At 45.7% G+C, this 18,865-nt stretch carries 18 protein-coding genes and 2 pseudogenes; 11 read left to right on the top strand and 9 right to left on the bottom strand.

Features of this window, described 5'->3' with window-relative positions:
* Positions 1-151 precede the first annotated feature (151 nt).
* Positions 152-1,258, top strand: a complete 1,107-nt coding sequence (locus tag QMK20_RS26300; RefSeq protein ID WP_283653945.1) for a PRK06851 family protein — start codon at positions 152-154, stop codon at positions 1,256-1,258.
* Positions 1,259-1,336: 78 nt separating this feature from the next.
* Here QMK20_RS26300 and QMK20_RS26295 read toward each other — a convergent pair.
* Positions 1,337-2,781, bottom strand: a pseudogene (locus QMK20_RS26295) (DEAD/DEAH box helicase).
* A 353-nt stretch (positions 2,782-3,134) separates the two neighbouring features.
* Between QMK20_RS26295 and QMK20_RS26290 the strand changes: the two are divergent.
* The 5 genes from QMK20_RS26290 (at position 3,135) to QMK20_RS26270 (ending at position 8,006) form a co-directional block, all read left to right on the top strand.
* Positions 3,135-4,091: an endo-1,4-beta-xylanase gene (locus QMK20_RS26290; RefSeq protein WP_283653944.1), complete on the top strand. Its 957-nt coding sequence runs from the start codon at positions 3,135-3,137 to the stop codon at positions 4,089-4,091.
* A gap of 268 nt (positions 4,092-4,359) precedes the next feature.
* Complete coding sequence (locus tag QMK20_RS26285; protein WP_283653943.1) at positions 4,360-4,914, top strand: TetR/AcrR family transcriptional regulator; 555 nt, start codon at positions 4,360-4,362, stop codon at positions 4,912-4,914.
* Between the two features lie 54 nt (positions 4,915-4,968).
* Positions 4,969-5,340, top strand: coding sequence for a DMT family transporter (locus QMK20_RS26280; protein ID WP_283653942.1), 372 nt, complete (start codon positions 4,969-4,971; stop codon positions 5,338-5,340).
* Positions 5,341-5,543: 203 nt separating this feature from the next.
* A complete protein-coding gene (locus QMK20_RS26275) occupies positions 5,544-6,839 on the top strand; it encodes a GntP family permease (protein WP_283653941.1) in 1,296 nt (431 codons plus the stop codon).
* Positions 6,840-6,860: 21 nt separating this feature from the next.
* Complete coding sequence (locus QMK20_RS26270) at positions 6,861-8,006, top strand: glycerate kinase family protein (protein WP_283653940.1); 1,146 nt, start codon at positions 6,861-6,863, stop codon at positions 8,004-8,006.
* A 171-nt stretch (positions 8,007-8,177) separates the two neighbouring features.
* On the opposite strand, the gene QMK20_RS26265 is transcribed toward QMK20_RS26270, so the two are convergent.
* Positions 8,178-9,173: a CdaR family transcriptional regulator gene (locus QMK20_RS26265; protein ID WP_283653939.1), complete on the bottom strand. Its 996-nt coding sequence runs from the start codon at positions 9,171-9,173 to the stop codon at positions 8,178-8,180.
* A gap of 479 nt (positions 9,174-9,652) precedes the next feature.
* Between QMK20_RS26265 and QMK20_RS26260 the strand changes: the two genes are divergently transcribed.
* Positions 9,653-10,738 carry a DUF2920 family protein gene (locus QMK20_RS26260; RefSeq protein ID WP_283653938.1) on the top strand — a complete coding sequence of 362 codons (1,086 nt, stop codon included), beginning with the start codon at positions 9,653-9,655 and terminating at the stop codon, positions 10,736-10,738.
* 158 nt (positions 10,739-10,896) lie between these two features.
* Here the strand turns inward: QMK20_RS26260 and QMK20_RS26255 are convergent, their stop codons facing one another.
* Positions 10,897-12,027, bottom strand: coding sequence for an RDD family protein (locus tag QMK20_RS26255; RefSeq protein ID WP_283653937.1), 1,131 nt, complete (start codon positions 12,025-12,027; stop codon positions 10,897-10,899).
* A 211-nt stretch (positions 12,028-12,238) separates the two neighbouring features.
* Between QMK20_RS26255 and QMK20_RS26250 the strand changes: the two genes are divergently transcribed.
* Together QMK20_RS26250 and QMK20_RS26245 are read left to right on the top strand one after the other, a co-directional pair.
* Complete coding sequence (locus tag QMK20_RS26250; protein ID WP_283656354.1) at positions 12,239-12,796, top strand: GNAT family N-acetyltransferase; 558 nt, start codon at positions 12,239-12,241, stop codon at positions 12,794-12,796.
* A gap of 419 nt (positions 12,797-13,215) precedes the next feature.
* Positions 13,216-13,437 (top strand): annotated as a pseudogene (locus tag QMK20_RS26245) (helix-turn-helix domain-containing protein); the annotation flags it as partial.
* On the opposite strand, the gene QMK20_RS26240 reads toward QMK20_RS26245, so the two are convergent.
* The 3 genes from QMK20_RS26240 to QMK20_RS26230 all read right to left on the bottom strand — a co-directional run bounded on the left by QMK20_RS26240 (position 13,393) and on the right by QMK20_RS26230 (position 15,508).
* Entirely contained in the window at positions 13,393-13,575 is a 183-nt protein-coding gene (locus tag QMK20_RS26240) for a hypothetical protein (protein ID WP_283652673.1), read from the bottom strand. The pseudogene QMK20_RS26245 and the gene QMK20_RS26240 sit on opposite strands and share 45 nt — an antisense overlap.
* A gap of 380 nt (positions 13,576-13,955) precedes the next feature.
* Positions 13,956-14,552 carry an NADPH-dependent F420 reductase gene (locus QMK20_RS26235; RefSeq protein WP_283653936.1) on the bottom strand — a complete coding sequence of 199 codons (597 nt, stop codon included), beginning with the start codon at positions 14,550-14,552 and terminating at the stop codon, positions 13,956-13,958.
* Between the two features lie 221 nt (positions 14,553-14,773).
* The gene (locus tag QMK20_RS26230) at positions 14,774-15,508 is read right to left on the bottom strand and encodes an SDR family NAD(P)-dependent oxidoreductase (RefSeq protein WP_209942310.1); all 735 of its coding nucleotides are present in this window, start codon (positions 15,506-15,508) and stop codon (positions 14,774-14,776) included.
* A 265-nt stretch (positions 15,509-15,773) separates the two neighbouring features.
* Between QMK20_RS26230 and QMK20_RS26225 the strand changes: the two genes are divergently transcribed.
* Both QMK20_RS26225 and QMK20_RS26220 read left to right on the top strand, forming a co-directional pair.
* Entirely contained in the window at positions 15,774-16,673 is a 900-nt protein-coding gene (locus QMK20_RS26225) for an SbtR family transcriptional regulator (protein WP_283652675.1), read from the top strand.
* 491 nt (positions 16,674-17,164) lie between these two features.
* A complete protein-coding gene (locus QMK20_RS26220) occupies positions 17,165-17,332 on the top strand; it encodes a hypothetical protein (RefSeq protein WP_283652676.1) in 168 nt (55 codons plus the stop codon).
* A 70-nt stretch (positions 17,333-17,402) separates the two neighbouring features.
* On the opposite strand, the gene QMK20_RS26215 is transcribed toward QMK20_RS26220, so the two are convergent.
* From QMK20_RS26215 to QMK20_RS26205, 3 genes are read right to left on the bottom strand one after another with little or no spacing between them, the layout of a single operon-like run.
* Positions 17,403-17,561, bottom strand: coding sequence for a hypothetical protein (locus QMK20_RS26215; protein ID WP_014279385.1), 159 nt, complete (start codon positions 17,559-17,561; stop codon positions 17,403-17,405).
* Between the two features lie 37 nt (positions 17,562-17,598).
* Positions 17,599-18,492 (bottom strand): IS3 family transposase, encoded by an 894-nt coding sequence (locus QMK20_RS26210; RefSeq protein ID WP_283656303.1) that lies wholly within the window; start codon positions 18,490-18,492, stop codon positions 17,599-17,601.
* A gap of 40 nt (positions 18,493-18,532) precedes the next feature.
* Complete coding sequence (locus tag QMK20_RS26205) at positions 18,533-18,853, bottom strand: hypothetical protein (protein ID WP_283653935.1); 321 nt, start codon at positions 18,851-18,853, stop codon at positions 18,533-18,535.
* Between the last annotated feature and the right edge of the window lie 12 nt (positions 18,854-18,865).

Raw genomic sequence — 18,865 nt, 5'->3', positions numbered from 1 at the left:
CTTGGGAGATAGCTCCTTTGTAATACACAGTTCAGGATTTTTGCAAATTCCTCAGTTATCAAAGATGGTAGGGAATGAAAGGCACCTTTTCCGTAGAAAATTAATACAATGGAGCATGAAGCATGACATTAGCCCAGAAAGGTGAGTGATTATGGACGGAACGATCCTTAATTTCTATGCCAGCGGCAATACGGCTGAAGGATTTGCTAACCTGTATAATTCGTCACTTCAAGGATTAACACGTTTGTTTGTCTTAAAAGGAGGCCCTGGAACGGGGAAATCAAGGCTTATTCGAGAAATTGGAGAGCATATGGCACAGCAAGGCTATGAGATATGGATTCTCCATTGCGCAGCGGATAACGATTCGTTGGACGGAGTAATTATACCCAAGTTAAAAGCAGGAATCGTGGATGGAACGGCACCACATGTCATTGAGCCCGAACTGCCTGAGACAGTCATCGTACACGTGGATGTAGAGCAGGCAGCCGATAGGCTTCAGTTAAATCTGCAAAAGCAAGAAATAGACAGCTTGACCGAACAGATCACGCAAGCACATAACCAAGCCTATTCCGGCTTTGCCGAAGCACTTCGTATTCACGACGAATGGGAAACCATATATATAGCCAGCATGAATTTTCAATTAGCTGATGAACTGACCCAGGAGTATATTGAACTCCTCTATGGTGATCGGAAACTGGAGAGAGTAAGTCGGATAGACCGTCGTTTTCTAGGTGCGACTACGCCGAAGGGGGCTGTTGATTACGTCCCTAATTTGACCGCGGGCTTAAAGAGGTATCTGGTTAAAGGCCGTGCTGGGTCCGGTAAATCTACTCTGTTAAAGAAATTAGCGGATGAAGGAATACAACGTGGCTTTGATATCGAAATCTACCATTGTGGCTTCGATCCGAACAGTCTCGATATGATTATCGTGCGAGAGCTTGGGTTTGCTATTTTCGACAGCACGGCACCGCATGAGTACGAGCCCGTCCACGCCACCGATGAAATCGTTGATATGTATTCGCGATGTATACAGACCGGCACAGATGAAGCGCATTCGGATGCTATTGCCGACATTAAAGAGCGATACTCTAAAGCCATGAAGCAATCCATACAGCATCTGACACAAGCTAAGTCCTTACGGGATGAGTTAAAGGAAATCTATGCGGCGACGATGGATGTCCACCTTGTAGATCAGATAAGATCCCGGATAGAACAGGAAATTAGGGAATATTTGGTATGCGTGAGCAGGAACAATTGACCTCGTTAATTAAAATGGCTAGAGGAAAGGTGCGTCTATAGCGCCTTTCTCCTAGCCCTCTTTTATACCGTGTAGTCTCTACTTATTTCCCTTGCGTACCTTTAACAGTTTACCTTTTACGGTCGTATTCTTCATAATCTCCATTACAAGTGGACCCTTACCATTCAAAATCTCAACATCGGTTACATGATCAAGAATCGTAATGATCCCGATATCGTCTGCGGTTACCCCGTCAAGCTTAGCAATGGTTCCAACAAAGTCTACGGCTCTAAGTTTCTTTTTTTGCCACCATTAAAATTCAACTTCATAATCTGTTGGTTTAATTGCTCGCGCTTGTCTTTTTTAAGTACAGTTCTGACATGTAGCTTCTGTTCAAAATCTTCTCTACGGCGATCAACAGCCTCTTCTGAGGGAGCCTTTACTTTCGGAATCGCGAATCCAATGTATGCTTCAATATCGGCTAATCGTCTGTCATCCTTAGGCGTAACTAAGGTAATGGCTTTCCCCGTCTTGCCTGCACGTCCCGTACGTCCTGTACGATGAACATAGCTTTCCTTCTCAAGGGGAATATCATAGTTAATGACATGGGTGATATTCGTGATATCAATACCTCTAGCAGCTACATCAGTCGCAATCAAGTAACGAAATTGTCCCCTTCTGAACGCATTCATCACCTCGAAACGCTCCTCCTGCTCCATCCCCCCATGAATACGATCACACGGATACTCCAGATCAGCCAAGGCTCTGAATAGTTTATCTACATTTTCCTGCGTACGGCAGAAAATAATGCAGCTCTCAGGATTCTCAACAATGAGCAGATTTTGAAGTAATACCAGCTTGTCCGCCTCCGCCACCTGAATCAAAGAGTGATCAATTGTAGCTGTAGTTATACCGGCTGCTTTTATTTCAATTTCAACAGGATCGTTCATATACTTGTGTGACAGTCTGGCTACATCCTCAGGAAAAGTAGCGGAGAATAACATCGTAACCCGGTCACTAGGCAGGGCCTGAATGATCGACTGAACTTGCTCGATAAAGCCCATATTCAGCATTTCATCAGCCTCATCAATAACGAGATAGGCCATCCGATCTAACGATAGCGTGCCTCGTTCAATATGGTCCAGTACACGTCCTGGCGTACCTACAGCCATATGTGTTCTTTGTTTTAACTCGGCCTTTTGTATATGAAAAGGATGTTTCCCATAAAGGGGCGTTGCTTTTATCCGCTTAAAGCGTCCAATATTCGTGATGTCTTCGGTGACCTGTAGCGCGAGTTCACGGGTTGGCGTCAGGATTAAAGCTTGGGGCTTATTTTCATTCCAATCTACTAGTTCACAGAGTGGAATACCATACGATGCTGTTTTGCCGCTACCTGTTTGTGATTTGGCAACAAGATCCTTCTTCTCAAGCGCAACTGGAATGACTTTCGTCTGAACTTCTGTTGGCGTCTCATAGCCTAGACTATCCAGCGCTCTCACGATTTCTTCACTTAATGGATAATCTGAAAAATGCTTCTGACTCATTTTCAACCTCTTCTGCGCTGTATTTGGAATACCTATACATATAGAATGTCATCGTGCATCTAACTTATACTTATATAGTATACTCTATATCCAGACTCACTCTAATACATATCGAATATTCCCCAATCTTGCCGTTACAGACTACAAAAGCAATTTTTCGCTTAGATTTAATTGAAACGATGTATAGCAAAGGATTGCAGATGTTTGGCTGTCCCGCAATGATGTAAAGTTTTTCGGGTTAAGTCTTTATTTTCACACGTAGCAGAAAATAACCACTCATTATTATAATTGGGAATGTAAGCGTTTTATTTATTTGAAGATATTAAACCTAATACGTGTAAGGAGGAGATTTGATGTTGAGGTTTAAAGCAGGCAAATTGGTGAGCAGTTTGGCGTTGGCAGGTGTGTTGTTATCGTCTGTTCTGGTGAATCAGGCTGATGCTGGTCTGGCGAAGGGAAGCAAATTCCTCGGGAATGTCATTGCTGGGAGTGTCCCTCCTAGTTACGGAACGTACTGGAATCAGGTGACGCCGGAGAATTCAACCAAGTGGGGCTCGGTTGAAGGCAGCCGTAACAATATGAACTGGTCGCAGGCGGATACCGCCTACAATTATGCCCGTAATAATGGCTTCCCATTCAAGTTTCACACCTTGGTATGGGGCGCCCAGGAGCCAGGATGGATTGGCGGATTGTCGGCTGCTGATCAGAAGGTGGAAGTGACCCAGTGGATTCAAGCTGCCGGTCAGCGCTATCCGAATGCGGCGTTTGTAGATGTGGTGAATGAGCCACTGCATCAAAAGCCGTCCTTCCGCAATGCCATTGGTGGTGACGGGTCGACCGGATGGGATTGGGTAATATGGTCGTTCCAACAGGCCAGACAAGCTTTTCCGAATGCCAAGCTACTTATAAATGAATATGGAATTATCAACGATCCTTCATTAACCGACCAATACGTCAATATTATTAATCAGCTCAAGAGTAGAGGCTTAATTGACGGAATTGGAATTCAATGCCACCAGTTCAGTATGGACACCGTCTCAGTTAACACGATGAACACTGTACTGAACAAGCTATCGGCAACAGGATTGCCAATCTATGTGTCGGAGCTGGATATGACTGGCGACGACAACACCCAGCTTGCCAGATACAAGGAGAAATTCCCGGTATTATGGCAGCATTCCGCGGTGAAGGGAGTTACGCTCTGGGGATACATCCAGGGGCAAACCTGGATATCGAATACACATCTGCTGAACTCGAACGGTTCGGAACGTCCCGCGCTCCAATGGCTGAGACAATATCTGGGCAGCTAGTCCAATGGCGATGCAAAAAAAACAGATGTGGGACTTTTGCTGAGCGTCTGGGATGGGGGTGACGTTTACTTGACTAAGTCTTTTGTAGAATGCTTTGAGCGACTTTAAAGCTTAAGCCTTGGGTGAAATGATGTGCTCCCAAGGCTTTTTTCTTCTTAACCTATATGTACGAATACATAGAGCAAACTTGGCTATTACTAAATGCAAAACTTTAATCTAATTGAAATAAAACCGTCTGGACGGTATAATAAAATGGGTGGTGATAAAAATGAATACAACTAAAACAGCATTAAAAAAAGAATTAATTCTTAAAGCGGCTTCCATAATTGTACACGAAGAAGGAGTAGAGAAATTAACTTTAGAAGCGGTTGCCAAGAAGGCGGGAATAAGTAAGGGAGGATTACTTTATCATTTTCCGAATAAAGATGAATTGATTCTGGGCATGGTCGAGCAACTGTCGAGCAGCTTTGTAACCGAATTTAATGAGAGAGCAGAAAGTGATATGCATTCTAAAGGAAGATGGACTCGCGCTTATATGAATTCATCATTTTCTGGAGATCGGGACGTAAGTGACCTGTATACAGCTCTCTCTGCCGCTCATTTTACTAACCCTCAAATGCTAAAACTACTTCAGGACGAGTATGCTAATATCCAAAATAAAATCGAAAACGATGAATTGGATCCGATTCGTTCTACAATGGTCCGATTAGTTATAGACGGTTTGTGGTTTGCGGAAATGTTCGGGTTAGCTCCTCCGAATGAAGAACTACGGAAGAAAATTACGGAAGAATTAAAGACATATATAAAGGAGCATTTTGCATAAATCCCATAAGCGTTGGGAATCGAATGATGCAAAATGCTGAAAGGAGAATGAATAATGGCCTATCTTTTCTTGGTAATCTCTATTATTGGTGAGCTTATTGGAACTTCAATGCTTAAAGCTTCAGAAGGCTTTACCAGACTGTACCCGACTTTATTTACATTTGTCGCGTTTTTTATTTCCTTCTTTTTTCTCTCTTTGGTTCTCAAAACGCTCCCTTTAAATATGACTTATGCAATCTGGTCAGGTGTAGGAGCTGTTGCTACAACGCTTATTTCAGTATTGATTTGGAAAGAAAAAATCAATACAGGAAGTATCGTAGGCATTTCTTTAATTGTTATTGGCGTGGTGGTGCTGAACCTGTTTGGTGCAGGACATGGTGAGGCAAAAGGTACAACAGAAACAGTTAGCTCAATCGTTCAAAAGTGAGATAAAATATATAGTGGTCCAAGTAGAACATATGCAAACCAGTCTTTTTTTGAAGGGTATTCAAAGTCCAGATTCCTGAAAGGGGATATGGGCTTTTTGTATGTGCAAATGCACAATCAATTTCGTCCGTTCTTCAATATTTTTCACCCTCCGTAATCGATATAATGAAAGCGTAATCAAAAATTGCCCGGGGGGTTAGGCAGATGGAAGGGTTGACGATTAGTTGGATAGGAGCTCTGGCAGGGCTGGCTATTGCGATTATTCTGATATTAAGAAAGCTGAATCCGGTTTACGCTTTGTTTTTGGGAGCCATTGTAGGCGCTTTATTGGGCGGAGCCAATTTAGAGCAGACCATTAGTGTGTTGATTAGCGGTACGCAAAGTGTGATGGGGACGGTCATTCGTGTGCTCGCCGCAGGGGTATTGGCAGGTGTGATGATGGAGTCCGGGGCGGCGGAGACGATTGCGCAGGCTATTGTAAAAAAGTTCGGCGGTAGCAAAGCAATTCTTGCACTAGCCTTGGCAACGATGATTATTACGGCGGTAGGCGTATTTATTCCGGTCGCAGTGCTGATCGTGGCACCTATTGCGTTGTCGGTCGGGAACAAAATGGGGATTTCCAAGCTGGCGCTCCTGCTGGCCTTATCGGGAGGCGGAAAGGCGGGTAACATCATCTCACCGAATCCCAATACGATTGCGGCGGCACGTGGATTCAATCTGGATTTAAGCCATGTTATGCTGGCAGATGTGGTTCCTGCGATATGTGGTTTAATCGTGACCGTTCTGGTTGCGTCTATGTTGAAAACCAAAGGTGTGAAGGTATCCGACCAGGATACGATGGACAGTGATGTCGATACTACGAAGTACCCGGCGCTGGGACGGGCAATTGTAGCTCCGTTGGTAGCTGTTATTTTGCTGATGATTAATCCGATTGGTTCCATTTCCGGTATTGAAGCGCTGTCGAGTTTCAAGGTGGACGCGATGTACATTTTGCCGATTGCCGGGATTGTGGGTATGCTGGCAATGGGGCAAGGACGCAATATTTTAAAATATTCGGCCTCCGGTTTGAATAAAATGACGGCGACCGTGCTGATTTTGATCGGTGCAGGCGGGATTGCGGGTCTGATCTCTGCTTCCAACTTGTCTACTCAGGTGGTTGGCTTGATTGAAGCCTCGGGAGTTTCTGGCACATTTTTGGCACCGCTTGCAGGTATTCTGATGGCGGCTGCCACAGCGTCGACCTCAACGGGAGTTATTTTGGCGACAGGCTCGTTTGGGGAAGCTATTCTGAACATGGGGACGGCCCCGTTGGCCGCAGCTGTGATGGTGCATACAGGGGCTACGGTCATCGACTCCTTGCCACAAGGCAACTATTTTCACGTCACGGCAGACAGCATGAAAATGAGTATTAAACAACGGATGGGACTCATCCCTTATGAAGCTATTGTGGGTGGAACGATGACGATTGTGGCGACATTGATATATGGATTTTTACTTTAACATTGATGATGAGGTGAGAAGATGAGAGAGAAGACATTTGTGCTGGCACCGGATTCCTTTAAAGAAAGTATGACAGCCAAAGAAGTGTGTATCGCGATGGAAAAAGGACTGCGCAAGGTCTATCCGGCCGCAAATTATGTCCACGTCCCTATGGCGGACGGCGGTGAAGGAACGGTACAGTCATTGGTGGATGCGACAGGCGGGCAGATTCGTTATATCGAGGTGACCGGACCGCTTGGAGAACCTGTAACTGCTGCATACGGCTTGCTGGGAGACGGCACCACTGCAGCAATTGAGATGGCATCCGCCAGCGGAATTCATCTGGTCAATAAGGATAACAAAAATCCGCTAAAGACAACAACTTACGGTACGGGTGAGCTAATCCGTGAGTGTCTGAATCAGGGGATTCGAAAGATTATTATTGGTATTGGTGGAAGCGCGACGAATGACGGCGGTACAGGAATGGCGGAAGCGCTGGGTGCCAGATTTCTTGATGCAAAAGGGAACACTCTTCCACGCGGCGGGGGCAGTCTGGGAGAACTGGCCAGTATTAATATTTCATCTCTGGATGACCGCTTGCAGCAGGTACAATTGATTGTAGCCTGCGATGTGACGAATCCGTTGTGCGGAGCGCATGGAGCATCTCATGTATTCGGTCCGCAAAAAGGGGCAACACCGGAGATGGCGCAGCAATTGGATGCCAATCTTGCTCATTACGCGGAGGTGGTGAAGCGACAGCTGGGCAAGGATGTGCGCGATCTTCCTGGCGCGGGAGCAGCAGGTGGATTGGGTGCGGGACTGTTGATTTTTACTCAGGCAGCGCTGCAAAAAGGCATTGAAATTGTGATCGAATACACCGGGTTAAAGCAAAAGCTGGCGAAGGCGGATATCGTTTTTACGGGGGAAGGCGGCATTGATTTTCAGACCAAATTCGGGAAAACTCCATATGGGGTAGCTCAGGCTGCCAAACAATCCGGCAAAAAGGTCATTGCAGTCGCTGGCTATATCGGGGAAGGGATCGATACGTTGTACAAGGAAGGAATAGATGCGGTGTTCGGCATCGTGCCGGGAGCCTCGGAGCTGGATAAGCTGTTGGTAGAAGGGCCGCAAAACGTAGAGCGTACGTGTGAGAATATCGCAAGGGTGCTTCAATTCGGCGAGAAATGAACAATCGATAAGCGAGGTAACATAAAACGGCATAATACAAATACGATATAATACGAGTGCTCGCCTGCAATCCCGATCTTAGCCAAAGGAGATTGGCTGAGAAATTCGGGAGTGACGGCGAGCGGAAATATGTTATTTTTACCGAAAAATGATCTGGCATAATACAGCAGTTCATTGATACAGTGCCAATAAGCCGTGCGTAAGCTCAAAAAGTTGAAGGAGATTTCGGGGATCTTTACCCGTTAAGGTATGGATGCGCTTCAGGCGGTATTGCAGCGTGTTCCGGTGAATATTTAATTCGTCTGCGGTGAGGGACACACTGCCGTTATGGTTAATAAAGCTTCGCAGCGTATCCAGCAAATCCACGGTGTCTTCCAGTTTAGTGACCAGATGGATCGTGTTCGTCAGGTTAGATTGGCTCAGTTTGACCCAAAATTCGACTTCTGCAAAAGAGATTATCTGCACGGGCGGGCGCAGAGCCAGTAAAACATTCATGGCTGACTTGGCCTGCAAATAACAATCCGCAATGTTATGCTCTTGTCTGCTGACGGCAATCAGCACATGGGGGTGGCTACGCACAAGCGGCTCCAGCAGCTTGTCTGTCACCTCCTGATTTTGCATCAGGATGAGATAGCTGTTCTCCTCCATACGAAAGGACGGATGCTGCATGAATATATTGGACAGTTCGGCTAAATTAGCCGGGTCGTCAGGAAGATACTTTACATATACCGCCGAAGTTTTTAGAAGCAAATCAATGTGATATTGAGTCGCTTCTTTTTTTATTTTTAGGGTATAGGCTCCCTGATGATTCAACAGCATTTCCAGCACGGATTTTTTACGGTTAGCTTCGTGGGCCAGATGCTCCAGAGAGATTCGCTGCTCGATCAGGAGCGATACCGTGGTTTTGACGATATTGCAAAAAGGCCGCACTTCATCGGGATTGCCCGTAATGCCAATAACACCGACTCGTTCATGATGAATGACGATGGGCTCATTGGTCCCCTTTTTCTCATAGTGGCCGTCCTGCCATACTTCAATCATTTTCCCGGTTTCGAGCGCATGAACAGCTCCTTGGTGAACAGTTCCAACCCGTTCGCTTTCGCCGCTGCCAATGATGATGCCTCGTTCATTCATAATATTGATATTGTATGGAATATCCTTCATCATTTTGTCTACGATGTCTTGGGCTTGTTTTTCGGAGAGCTGGAACAGTCTGCGATTCCTCCTTTATCTATAGTGATATAGTATATTTTAATACACTACCTTTATGAAAGGGTTTCCAATTTATTGTGCATCTGAACAATATGATAAGGCAGGTCGCTGAACATGTCAGTCAATTTTATCATAGATGTGAAATTGCAGCGTATTATGATAATCCATTAGACGATGTTATATATTTTAGTATTGAGTTGTAATCTACGGAGGAGAGTATAGTTGTAGGCAAAAGTATAACCGTGCCCACAAAAAGGACATTTTGAAAAAAAGATGACCCGCTTGTGGGCCTTTTGTGTTTTAATCAAAATATTAGAAGAATACGAAATGGGGATTTAATCAGAAAATCTTTGTCTTGATATGCTGATGTACCTATTGGTCGAAATTATTTGATGAAATGAGCCTTTAATATTTAAATGGGGGAATAAATAAGTATGTCAGAACAACATAGTATTAATATTCCAGCACATCATAATATATACACAGGTAAGTCTAATCGAGAACTACGAATTGACTTTTCTATCCCACAAAATGGAGTTAATGAAAACACGGGATTGATTATTTTCGTCCCTGGGTTCGGCGGTAATATTGATTCTAAAGTTTACATGAAAATGAGGGAACTATTTGCTGACAAATACAATATGGTAACGATTCAGTGTAATTATTTTGGTAGTTCATATATGCAATCATCAGTAAACTACAAGTTTAAAAATCCTCAGATTTTACGAAGTGTACTTACGATAGATGAAATGGAGAGAATAAATAAAGACTCTTCTATTTTACTAAATATATTGTCTGAAAAAAATATTCTAGTTTCTGTGATTGCTGATATAGATGAAAGCATAGAGGAATTTAATGATATGAGTTATATGCAGGCAGTAGATATTATCAGCGCTGTAGAGTCGGTTAAAATCATACTAAATGGAAATGGTTTAACATTTAAGTCCAATAGAATTATTGGATACGGACACTCTCATGGGGCATACCTATTACACTTAAGCAATAGGTTAGCACCTACTTTGTTTTCATATTTGATAGACAACTCGGCTTGGATAGAGCCGGCATATTTATCCGATATTAGAGTTTTATATAAGACTATGGGAAATTCAACGTTTGTTTATGAATTTGACTATTTTGCGAAGAAAATAGTGCGAAATAAGCAAGACTTAAACTTAGAGACGCTTTATAAAGATTTTAATGGAAATACGCAGGTTTTATCTTTTCAAGGAGATGAGGATAATTTAGTTAACCATGTAGAAAAAAAACGTATTGTAGAGACTATCAATAATTCAGATTTTATACTTGTTAAAAAGGAAGATGTAGATCATATAAAATATAAATCGAATGGTCATGGTTTAGATGCAGATTTTTTAGAGCTTTTCTCCTATGCATTAGAATTAGAACGCCCAACAAAAGAAACCTTAAAAAAAGATTTGAAATATATAGTCGATTTTGAAAGTGTATTTATAGAAGTTGATTATGCGCACGGATTACCAATATTTAATTTTAATTTTAAGTGAAACGTCAACCTCATTCAGTACTTATCGCACCTGCTCAGTTTCCCATGTGATTTTTAAAGTTTAGTTTATATATCAGGTAACAAGCACCAAAAAGCAGGCTGCTCTTAAGGAGTAACCTGCTTTTTCTGTCCTACCCTTTTTATTGCCAGCCACGCAGTCTAATGATGAACCTCGCGGAAGCTATAGGTAATGTCGTGCAGTTCTTTCTTTAAACGGCCGTCTTTAGACGCTGGTGCATATCCAAGCACCTGGTAGTAATTCTTTTCGGTCTTAATAATCGCTACATGGGTGACATATTTGTCCACATCTTTCTTGCCTTTAATCGTGAACTCAAGGGCAGGATATCCATGAATGGTTGTGTTAGAGACAGGTCCTACACTGGACAGGTTCCACTCTTTGGTTAAGTTATTTTCAGCTTTCTTACCATACTGTTGAAGAGTTATATTGCCCAATTGCTTTTTTGAGTGGGATAGTACCACAACGGACTTTTGAATGTACGGATTGAATATCGCAATCCCTGCTTTTCCTTCACGGTCCGGGTCTGTTGACCAGTCCAGTGGGGCCGTGATTTGAAACCGTCCATCTTTACTTACATAGCTTTGCTCTTTCTTGCTCACCAGGGCTTCAGGAGGCACATAGCTATTTGCCAGTATAAAAATAGCATTTACAAACGAGGCTCCCAAGATCACCATTGCGGTAAAAAATATAAATAGCGAACGTTTCATTGTCTTTTTGCTAATCGACTCTAAATCCCGTACCTTTACAACATATGTACCTGCAGCTAAATCACCAATTCGTTGTCTTGATGCAGTCACTAACACGCTGATACCAGCAGGTATCCCACCCATTAGCAACGGATTGGTGTCTATTAGCCTGAGCAGCGTACGAATGAGTGATTTAAGAAAACCAGGAGGCTTTCCTTCCCCGTTAACCACCTTAATACGAAAAACGAACTTACCAAGCGTATAGCCTGTGTAACCTTCCAAAAGCAAATAATAGCTGAAGAAAGCAATAAGGAGAATACAACGGGATGCAATCGCTAAAGGCAAAAACCATCTATCCGTTATTTGAATGACAGAAATAAAAAAACAAATATACCCGAATAAAAAAAATATGAAATCAAAAACCGTTGCTCCCCACCGTCTATACAGAGTAGAATTCCCGTACGTTTTTGATATTTCGGCCATCCTGTTGGTGTCTGCCCCATAATTTTGACCATGCCGAATGTACATCTGTCTTGCAGTTTCCTGCGGATTGTGTGATACGTGCTGTTCGTCCAAAAAATACACCTCTTCTTAATAATTAAAAACATACTCCTTATATTAACGGTCATTTTACAATCCATGTTTAGGAAAACATTCTATAAACAAAGAAATCACTATAAATATCCCTTCCTCTCATTTACTCTATAATTGGAAGAAGAAAGTAACGATAGACTCAGGAAGCATAGGTATGCAAGAAAAACTGGCAAAAGTGAACAAGGCGGCAAGAGGTGAGAATGTGAAAGGTGAGTTTCCGGTTATAACGACCGAACGTCTCTTATTACGAAAAATGGTAGTGACGGACAGCAAGGACATGTTGGAATACTTTTCAGATGAGCAGGTTATGAAGTTTTATGGACTGAGCCCGTTTGAGTCTGAACAGGATGCACTGGATGAGATCAGTTGGTATGATCGGATTTTTGAGACAGATCAGGGAATCCGCTGGGCTATTCAAACAAATGAAGGTAAAATCATCGGTTCTTGCGGATTTCATAACTGGGATCAACGTCATCACCGGGCAGAAATGGGCTATGAATTGTCCAGAGCCTATTGGGGCCAAGGGTTAATGTCGGAGGTACTTGCAGCTGTAATCGACTATGGGTTTAATACCCTCTCATTGAACCGCATTCAGGCGCTAGTAGAGCCAGAGAATGCACAATCCTTGCGTTTGCTTGAAAAGACGGGCTTTCGGCAAGAAGGGCTCCTCTCCCAATATGAATTTACGTCCGGGAAATATGATGATCTTTACATGTGCGCATTGGTCAAATCAGAGTATATCAATCGTTCTCAGAAATGATAGATGTAGGTGGATCAAGCGGGGGAGCATGGATAGGAAGAAGGTTGGTCATTGTACAACATGATCGACCTTCTTTTTGATTTAAATGTGGTGAACCATTATCGTTGAAGCGGCATACACATTTCATATTGCTCAATGGGGTCTTTCGAGAGACCTATTTTTTGGATAAAGCCTTCAAGAGAGTCATTGTCGGACAGACAAATGTACACCTTCTCAATCTTTTGGATCTCTGCTGCTCTATGAAGGAGGGTGCATCCTAATCCTTGGTTGCGATGCTTAGGATCGGACCCAAAGAAAGTTGATTTTACCCTGAGCACTCATGCTCACCATGCCGAGGCGGTTAAACACCCTAATTCAGGACAATACACCTCTTATTCGATATCAGATGTAGAATTTCGTTAATTTGCTTTGTTTCTCGCCGCCCTGCACCTGGTTTATCTTATACACAAGATGGTGAGCCAATCAGTGATGAGCAGATTTGTGAATGGATCATGGAGTTCTTAGCAGGCGAAGGCGCGAACTACGGCTATCGTAAACTGACCGTGCTTTTAAGCCGCCGCCATCAACTGAAAATTAACAAGAAGAAAGTTTACCGTCTATGCAAGCGGATGGATGTGCTTCGTCCACAGCGGAAACTCAAGATTAAATTCTCTGGCCCATCGCAATACCATCTTTGGATCAAGCTCATGTTGTCTTGCTATAGCGGTCATGTTGCCGATTTCCTTCCCCTTGGCAACCATCATCTTCTTGAAATTTAGATCATACTGTTTCTTCTTCATTTCGTTCCCCTCCGCCTCAATATTATTGTATCGGAGTAAGGGGTGTACTGTCCAAGTTCAAATAGGGGCTAAATAGACACCAAAAAAAGAGCGGGCTATCTTTTCGATAACCTGCTCTTTTTCTTGATTTTTAGCCTTGCGCCATACTTAATGACATTGGCTTAATGGCACGCCTTTTTATGCACCTATTGTCATTGAATAGTCCTTCATGTTGAACGAACAATCGTTAAGCATTATTACATGATACATATTTCGAGTGGTATCCGGCGAGTCTAGCGGCCATGATGCACCCGCGCAGAAGCACTAACTGAATCTCGGTCAGATCACCAGCACGCGTTTGGCTATGCGCGTGGCGGCTGTGACTTTGTTGTTACGCGCCGCTATTTGAACTTGACGAGATCCTGGAAGATCAGTTCAGCCCAGGTATTGCCCCTGGCCTGGACGAGCGAGCCGCCATCCTTGAGCGGTCCTAGCGCAATCGGCGCGAAACCGAGTTGTTCGGCCAGAACCGCGACCGGCGCCACCGCATTTTCGTCGTCGCTTGACAAAAACACGACGCGGCTGCCGCCATTCACGCTCGGATCAGCGGCCAGAACGGCAGCGGGCAGATGGTTAAAGCCCTTTACGAACCTGGCGCCGGTAAACGCTTTGGCGACAACTGCGGACGACGGCTGACCATCCAGGTCTTCAACGGGAGCATTTGTATTTGTCGCGTCGATGATCGTCTTGCCCTGCCAGGTTGTGATCTGCTTCGCGACTTCGCGATGTTCCCAAAACGGAATCGCCAGGAAGATCGTGTCGGACGCGATTGCATCCTGCAGCGTCCTAGGGACAACGGTGGGGCCGATCGCTCGTGCCTGCTGTATCAACGTCACGGGAGGGCGCCGGCTGGCGACGGTCACATCGATGTTCTTTCTTGCAAATGCTCGGGCGAGTGCTTGGCCTACCGCGCCAAAGCCAATAATCGAATAGCTCATGTTAACTCTCCATTCAGGGGACGTTTTGATCAACCACGGACCCATGTTAATTGGTAACCGGGCGTGAGGGACCGTTGCCCGCGATGCGCCACGCGAGACAATACCCGCTGGACAATCACCGAAATAAATCCCGCTTATTAATCAGGATTCCATACTTATCGACACAACTCGGATCATCTTCGTCAAGTTGACAGACCCCCCACACGCTTTTCGGCGTGATCTCAGATGGCTGATAAGCCGCCGTCGACAGACAAATCCACCCCATTCACGAAGCTCGAATCGTCTGAAGCAAGAAACAGCGCGGCCGTCGCAATTTCCTCAGGACGGCCCATCTTTCCCCGCGGGATCAGGGATTCGAACATCCGCTTCGTCTCCTCGTCGATAGCTTGGTCCTGCATCGGTGTGGCGATCGGCCCCGGGCTCAGCACGTTCACCCGGATATTCCTGCCCTTCAGTTCGTTGAGCCAAGTGCGTGCGAATGAGCGCAACGCCGCCTTGCTCGCCGCATACACGCCGAAACCAGGAAAACCTTTCACCGAAGTAACTGACCCGGTCATGATGATCGATCCGCCATCGTTGAACAGCGGCAACGCCTTCTGGACCGCAAACAGCGTTCCGCGCGTATTCAGGCCGAAGGTCGCATCGAAGTGCTGCTCGCTAATCTCGCCCAGTGGGCCGGCTTCGCCCGTGCCAGCGCTCGCGAATAGGACATCGATCTTGCCCTTTTCCCGCTTTACTGTATCGAACAGGCGGTCGAGGTCGTCGAGATTGGCCGAGTCGCCGCGCACGCCGGTCACGTTCCGGCCAATCAGCTTGACGGCCTCGTCGAGCGCCTCCTGCCTCCGGCCCGTGATGAAAACATAGGCGCCTTCTTCAACGAACCGCATGGCGCTCGCCAGCGCCATGCCGCTCGATCCACCCGTGATGACTGCAACCTTACCTTCAAGTTTTCCCATGACTTCTTTCCCCTTTCGTGATGTCCGACAGTGTCTCGGTTCCCATTTGCACAAATGTGCTGTATCTTGTGGATCACTGATTCAGATACAGGTTCATCATATATGGATCAGTGATCCATTGTCAAGGCGATTTATGCGAGACTACGCCATAAAAAATTACATCCAATTTGATTATAGTTCCCTTTCGGAACATTAGCAATAATATTTGATAGAATGTTTCCAAAAGGAACATTTATAATGTAATATATTAATAGGGGTGATTTAGGTGGCTACATTCGCCGAGAGATTTAAAATGCTTCGTGAAGAGCGAGGATGGACGCAGGAGCAAGCTGCAGAACGATTGAAAATATCTAGATCTACCATAGCTGGATACGAGTCTGACAAAAAAGGCAGAACACCAAGGAAGGAAACGATCGATAAGATTGCCACTCTTTTTGGGGTTTCTATAGACTTTTTATTAGGTCGCATTAACGAAGAATACAGCGGCCAGTACTCAGATTCTAGAAAATATTTCCGAGCGAGCGCTGTCACGGGCGAAGCCGGCCCACTGGGCGAGATTACCGAGCAGCCATTGTCAAGGCGATTTATGCGAGCCGACGCCAGAAAAAATTACAGCCATCTACTTGCAGTCGCGCGTGACGTCGTCACCGAGCATGGTGCCGACGCGTCCATGCGAGATATCGCCCGCCGGGCCGACGTCGGGTTGGCCACACTGCTTCGCCATTTCCCGACGCGAGAAGCCTTGTTCGAAGCGTTGCTGCGTATGAATGTGGACGCACTGATGCAGCAGGCAGCCGAACTCGAAACGTCGAATCCACCTGACGAAGCGCTGGTGTCCTGGTTTCGCGAAGGGGTGGCATTCGTTCATAGCTATAGCGGCGTTTGCGCCTTGTTGGCGAGCGCCCACGCGGACCCGGACTCCGCGCTTCACGCTTCAAGCTCAGCGGTGCGGTCAGCGGGCGCGCGACTACTGCTCCGCGCTCAGGCCGAGGGAACTGCGCGCGCCGATATGGATGGGGTCGACCTGTTCGCCCTGATGTCGGCGCTCGGCTGGCTCGTCGGCCAGCCCGGATTCGCGCCACGGGGGGATCATCTCTTTCACGTTATTACGAGCGCCATCCTGATAAATCGGCCTAGCAACGGTGTCAAGAAGGCAACGTGTTGAATCAGATTTGCCGACGCATACTTTCCTACCAGGGAAGCCCCGGGGATTCGAACCAGACGGCGGAAAGCTGACTGGAGCCGACACTCGAAGGTCATTACCGCACTCGATCGATTGGCCGCTCCTGGCCGACACCGGAAGCTCGCCTTCACATCGGGGGCGAAAGTCGGCTCAGCATGTCGCCTAGGCTAAACTGTTGCGTAACAGTTACACTGGATTACATTTCTGTCGGAAACTTGCGAAGCCCGCCCATAGCCGCTGTCGGACCCGGACGGGACATTGGCGCGCGCGACACAAGGCGCGGGATTGCGTTGTGACGGAGCCTCACCTAACGTACAGCAAGCGAGAGCGCTCCGATTCTGCATAGATAGCTCGCGCCAGCATTTGTGCCCTGCCGACTTCAGGAGAAAATGATGCGTGGCCTGGTGATGGGAATCGCTATCATCTCAGCGAGCTGGCCGTTTATAAAGGCTCTCGCTCAGGATGACTCGGACATGCCTAAGGAGAGATGGGGAAAGACGGAAGACGGTCACAGCCGAATCACCGCGCGGCAGAGAAACTCAGAAATCGGACTTCGCGACAATTGTGGCCCCTCCTGGTTTCGCCATCGCTATGGACAGGCTGGACAGGACAATACACCTCTTATTCGATATCAGATGTAGAATTTCGTTAATTTGCTTTGTTTTTCGCCCGAATTGACGTTCTTCTCCACACTTCGGGGGAGACCCGCAATCAAAAGTCAGGCTCGGTTAGATTTCGATAAAGTTCTAAATTGCCCTTCTCTAGGGCATCGCGTTGCTCTTTAAGGTGTTGAATCTCTTCACGCAGACGTTCGATGGTTGCTTCCATCTCGTCGATTCCGTCTTGTAGTTGTTGGCTGTACTCGTTCATGCGTGTTGCTCCTTTCTTTACTTATAGCGGCTTAAGATTAAACCTTAATCTGCTTTGGCTTCACAGTGCCTTGTTTCACCGCTTCCATATATTCATACGGGGACAAATCGTAAATGCTGCCGTGGATGCGGATACGATTATAATCTTGTATAAACTGACTTACGACTTCATAGGCCTGTGGATATGTTTCAAACTCATGCCGCTGATAGCACTCCGCCTCTATGATCGAATGATACGATTCGATATGCGCGTTTTTATTCGGCGTTTTTGGCGGGATGCGCTCGTGAATCATGACAAACTCGTTACAAGCTTCCTCAAACAGGTTGCTAATAAATTGCGGACCATTGTCCGAACGAATGACGGGCTTTTCTGCCTTGTCAAAGAGCTGACGTTTCATCAGTGCTTCCTGCATGATCTGAACGAGATGCTTCGCTTCGCACGTCAATCCAATGTGATAAGTAACTACGGCGCGATCAAACACATCTAAGATGCTCATTAGGAAGAAGAACCGTTGCTCGCCTTGGACCCATCCATACTTAATGTCAGTCTCCCACAGTTGATTAGAGGCCGTTATGACGCGATTGTTGGCAAGTCGCTTGGGATGCTTAATCTTGAGTTTCCGCTGTGGACGAAGCACATCCATCCGCTTGCATAGACGGTAAACTTTCTTCTTGTTAATTTTCAGTTGATGGCGGCGGCTTAAAAGCACGGTCAGTTTACGATAGCCGTAGTTCGCGCCTTCGCCTGCTAAGAACTCCATGATCCATTCACAAATCTGCTCATCACTGATTGGCTCACCATCTTGTGTATAAGATAAACCAGGTGCAGGGCGACCGGCCCTGTGGATTGTTTCTTGGGCTTGCTCTGGCCTATTCACGTATGCATAATACGTTGAGCGTTCTACCTCTAGCACACGCAGTACAAAGCTGATGCTATGCCCTCGTGTAATATACTTCTGGGCGATTTCTATTTTATCCGCAAGTACGGGTTCGTTTTTTTAGTAGGTCTTTGAGAATATCCCTCTCTAAGGCTTGCTCTGCAAAGAGCTTCTTAAGTTTCTCATTCTCTTTCACAAGCTCTGCATAATCTTCTGAAGTCGGTACAAATTTCGCTTGCTTAATACTAGAACCATCCAGTGTATCTAGATCCTTACGATTTAATTCTCTGGCCCATCGCAATACCATCTTTGGATCAAGCTCATGTTGTCTTGATATAGCGGTCATGTTGCCGATTTCCTTCCCCTTGGCAACCACCATCTTCTTGAAATTTAGATCATACTGTTTCTTCTTCATTTCGTTCCCCTC

Source organism: Paenibacillus sp. RC334 (assembly GCF_030034735.1).
GTDB classification, from domain to species: Bacteria; Bacillota; Bacilli; order Paenibacillales; family Paenibacillaceae; genus Paenibacillus; species Paenibacillus terrae_A.
Note: the sequence above shows the minus strand (reverse complement) of the source record. Positions and strands in the feature narration are given on the sequence as shown.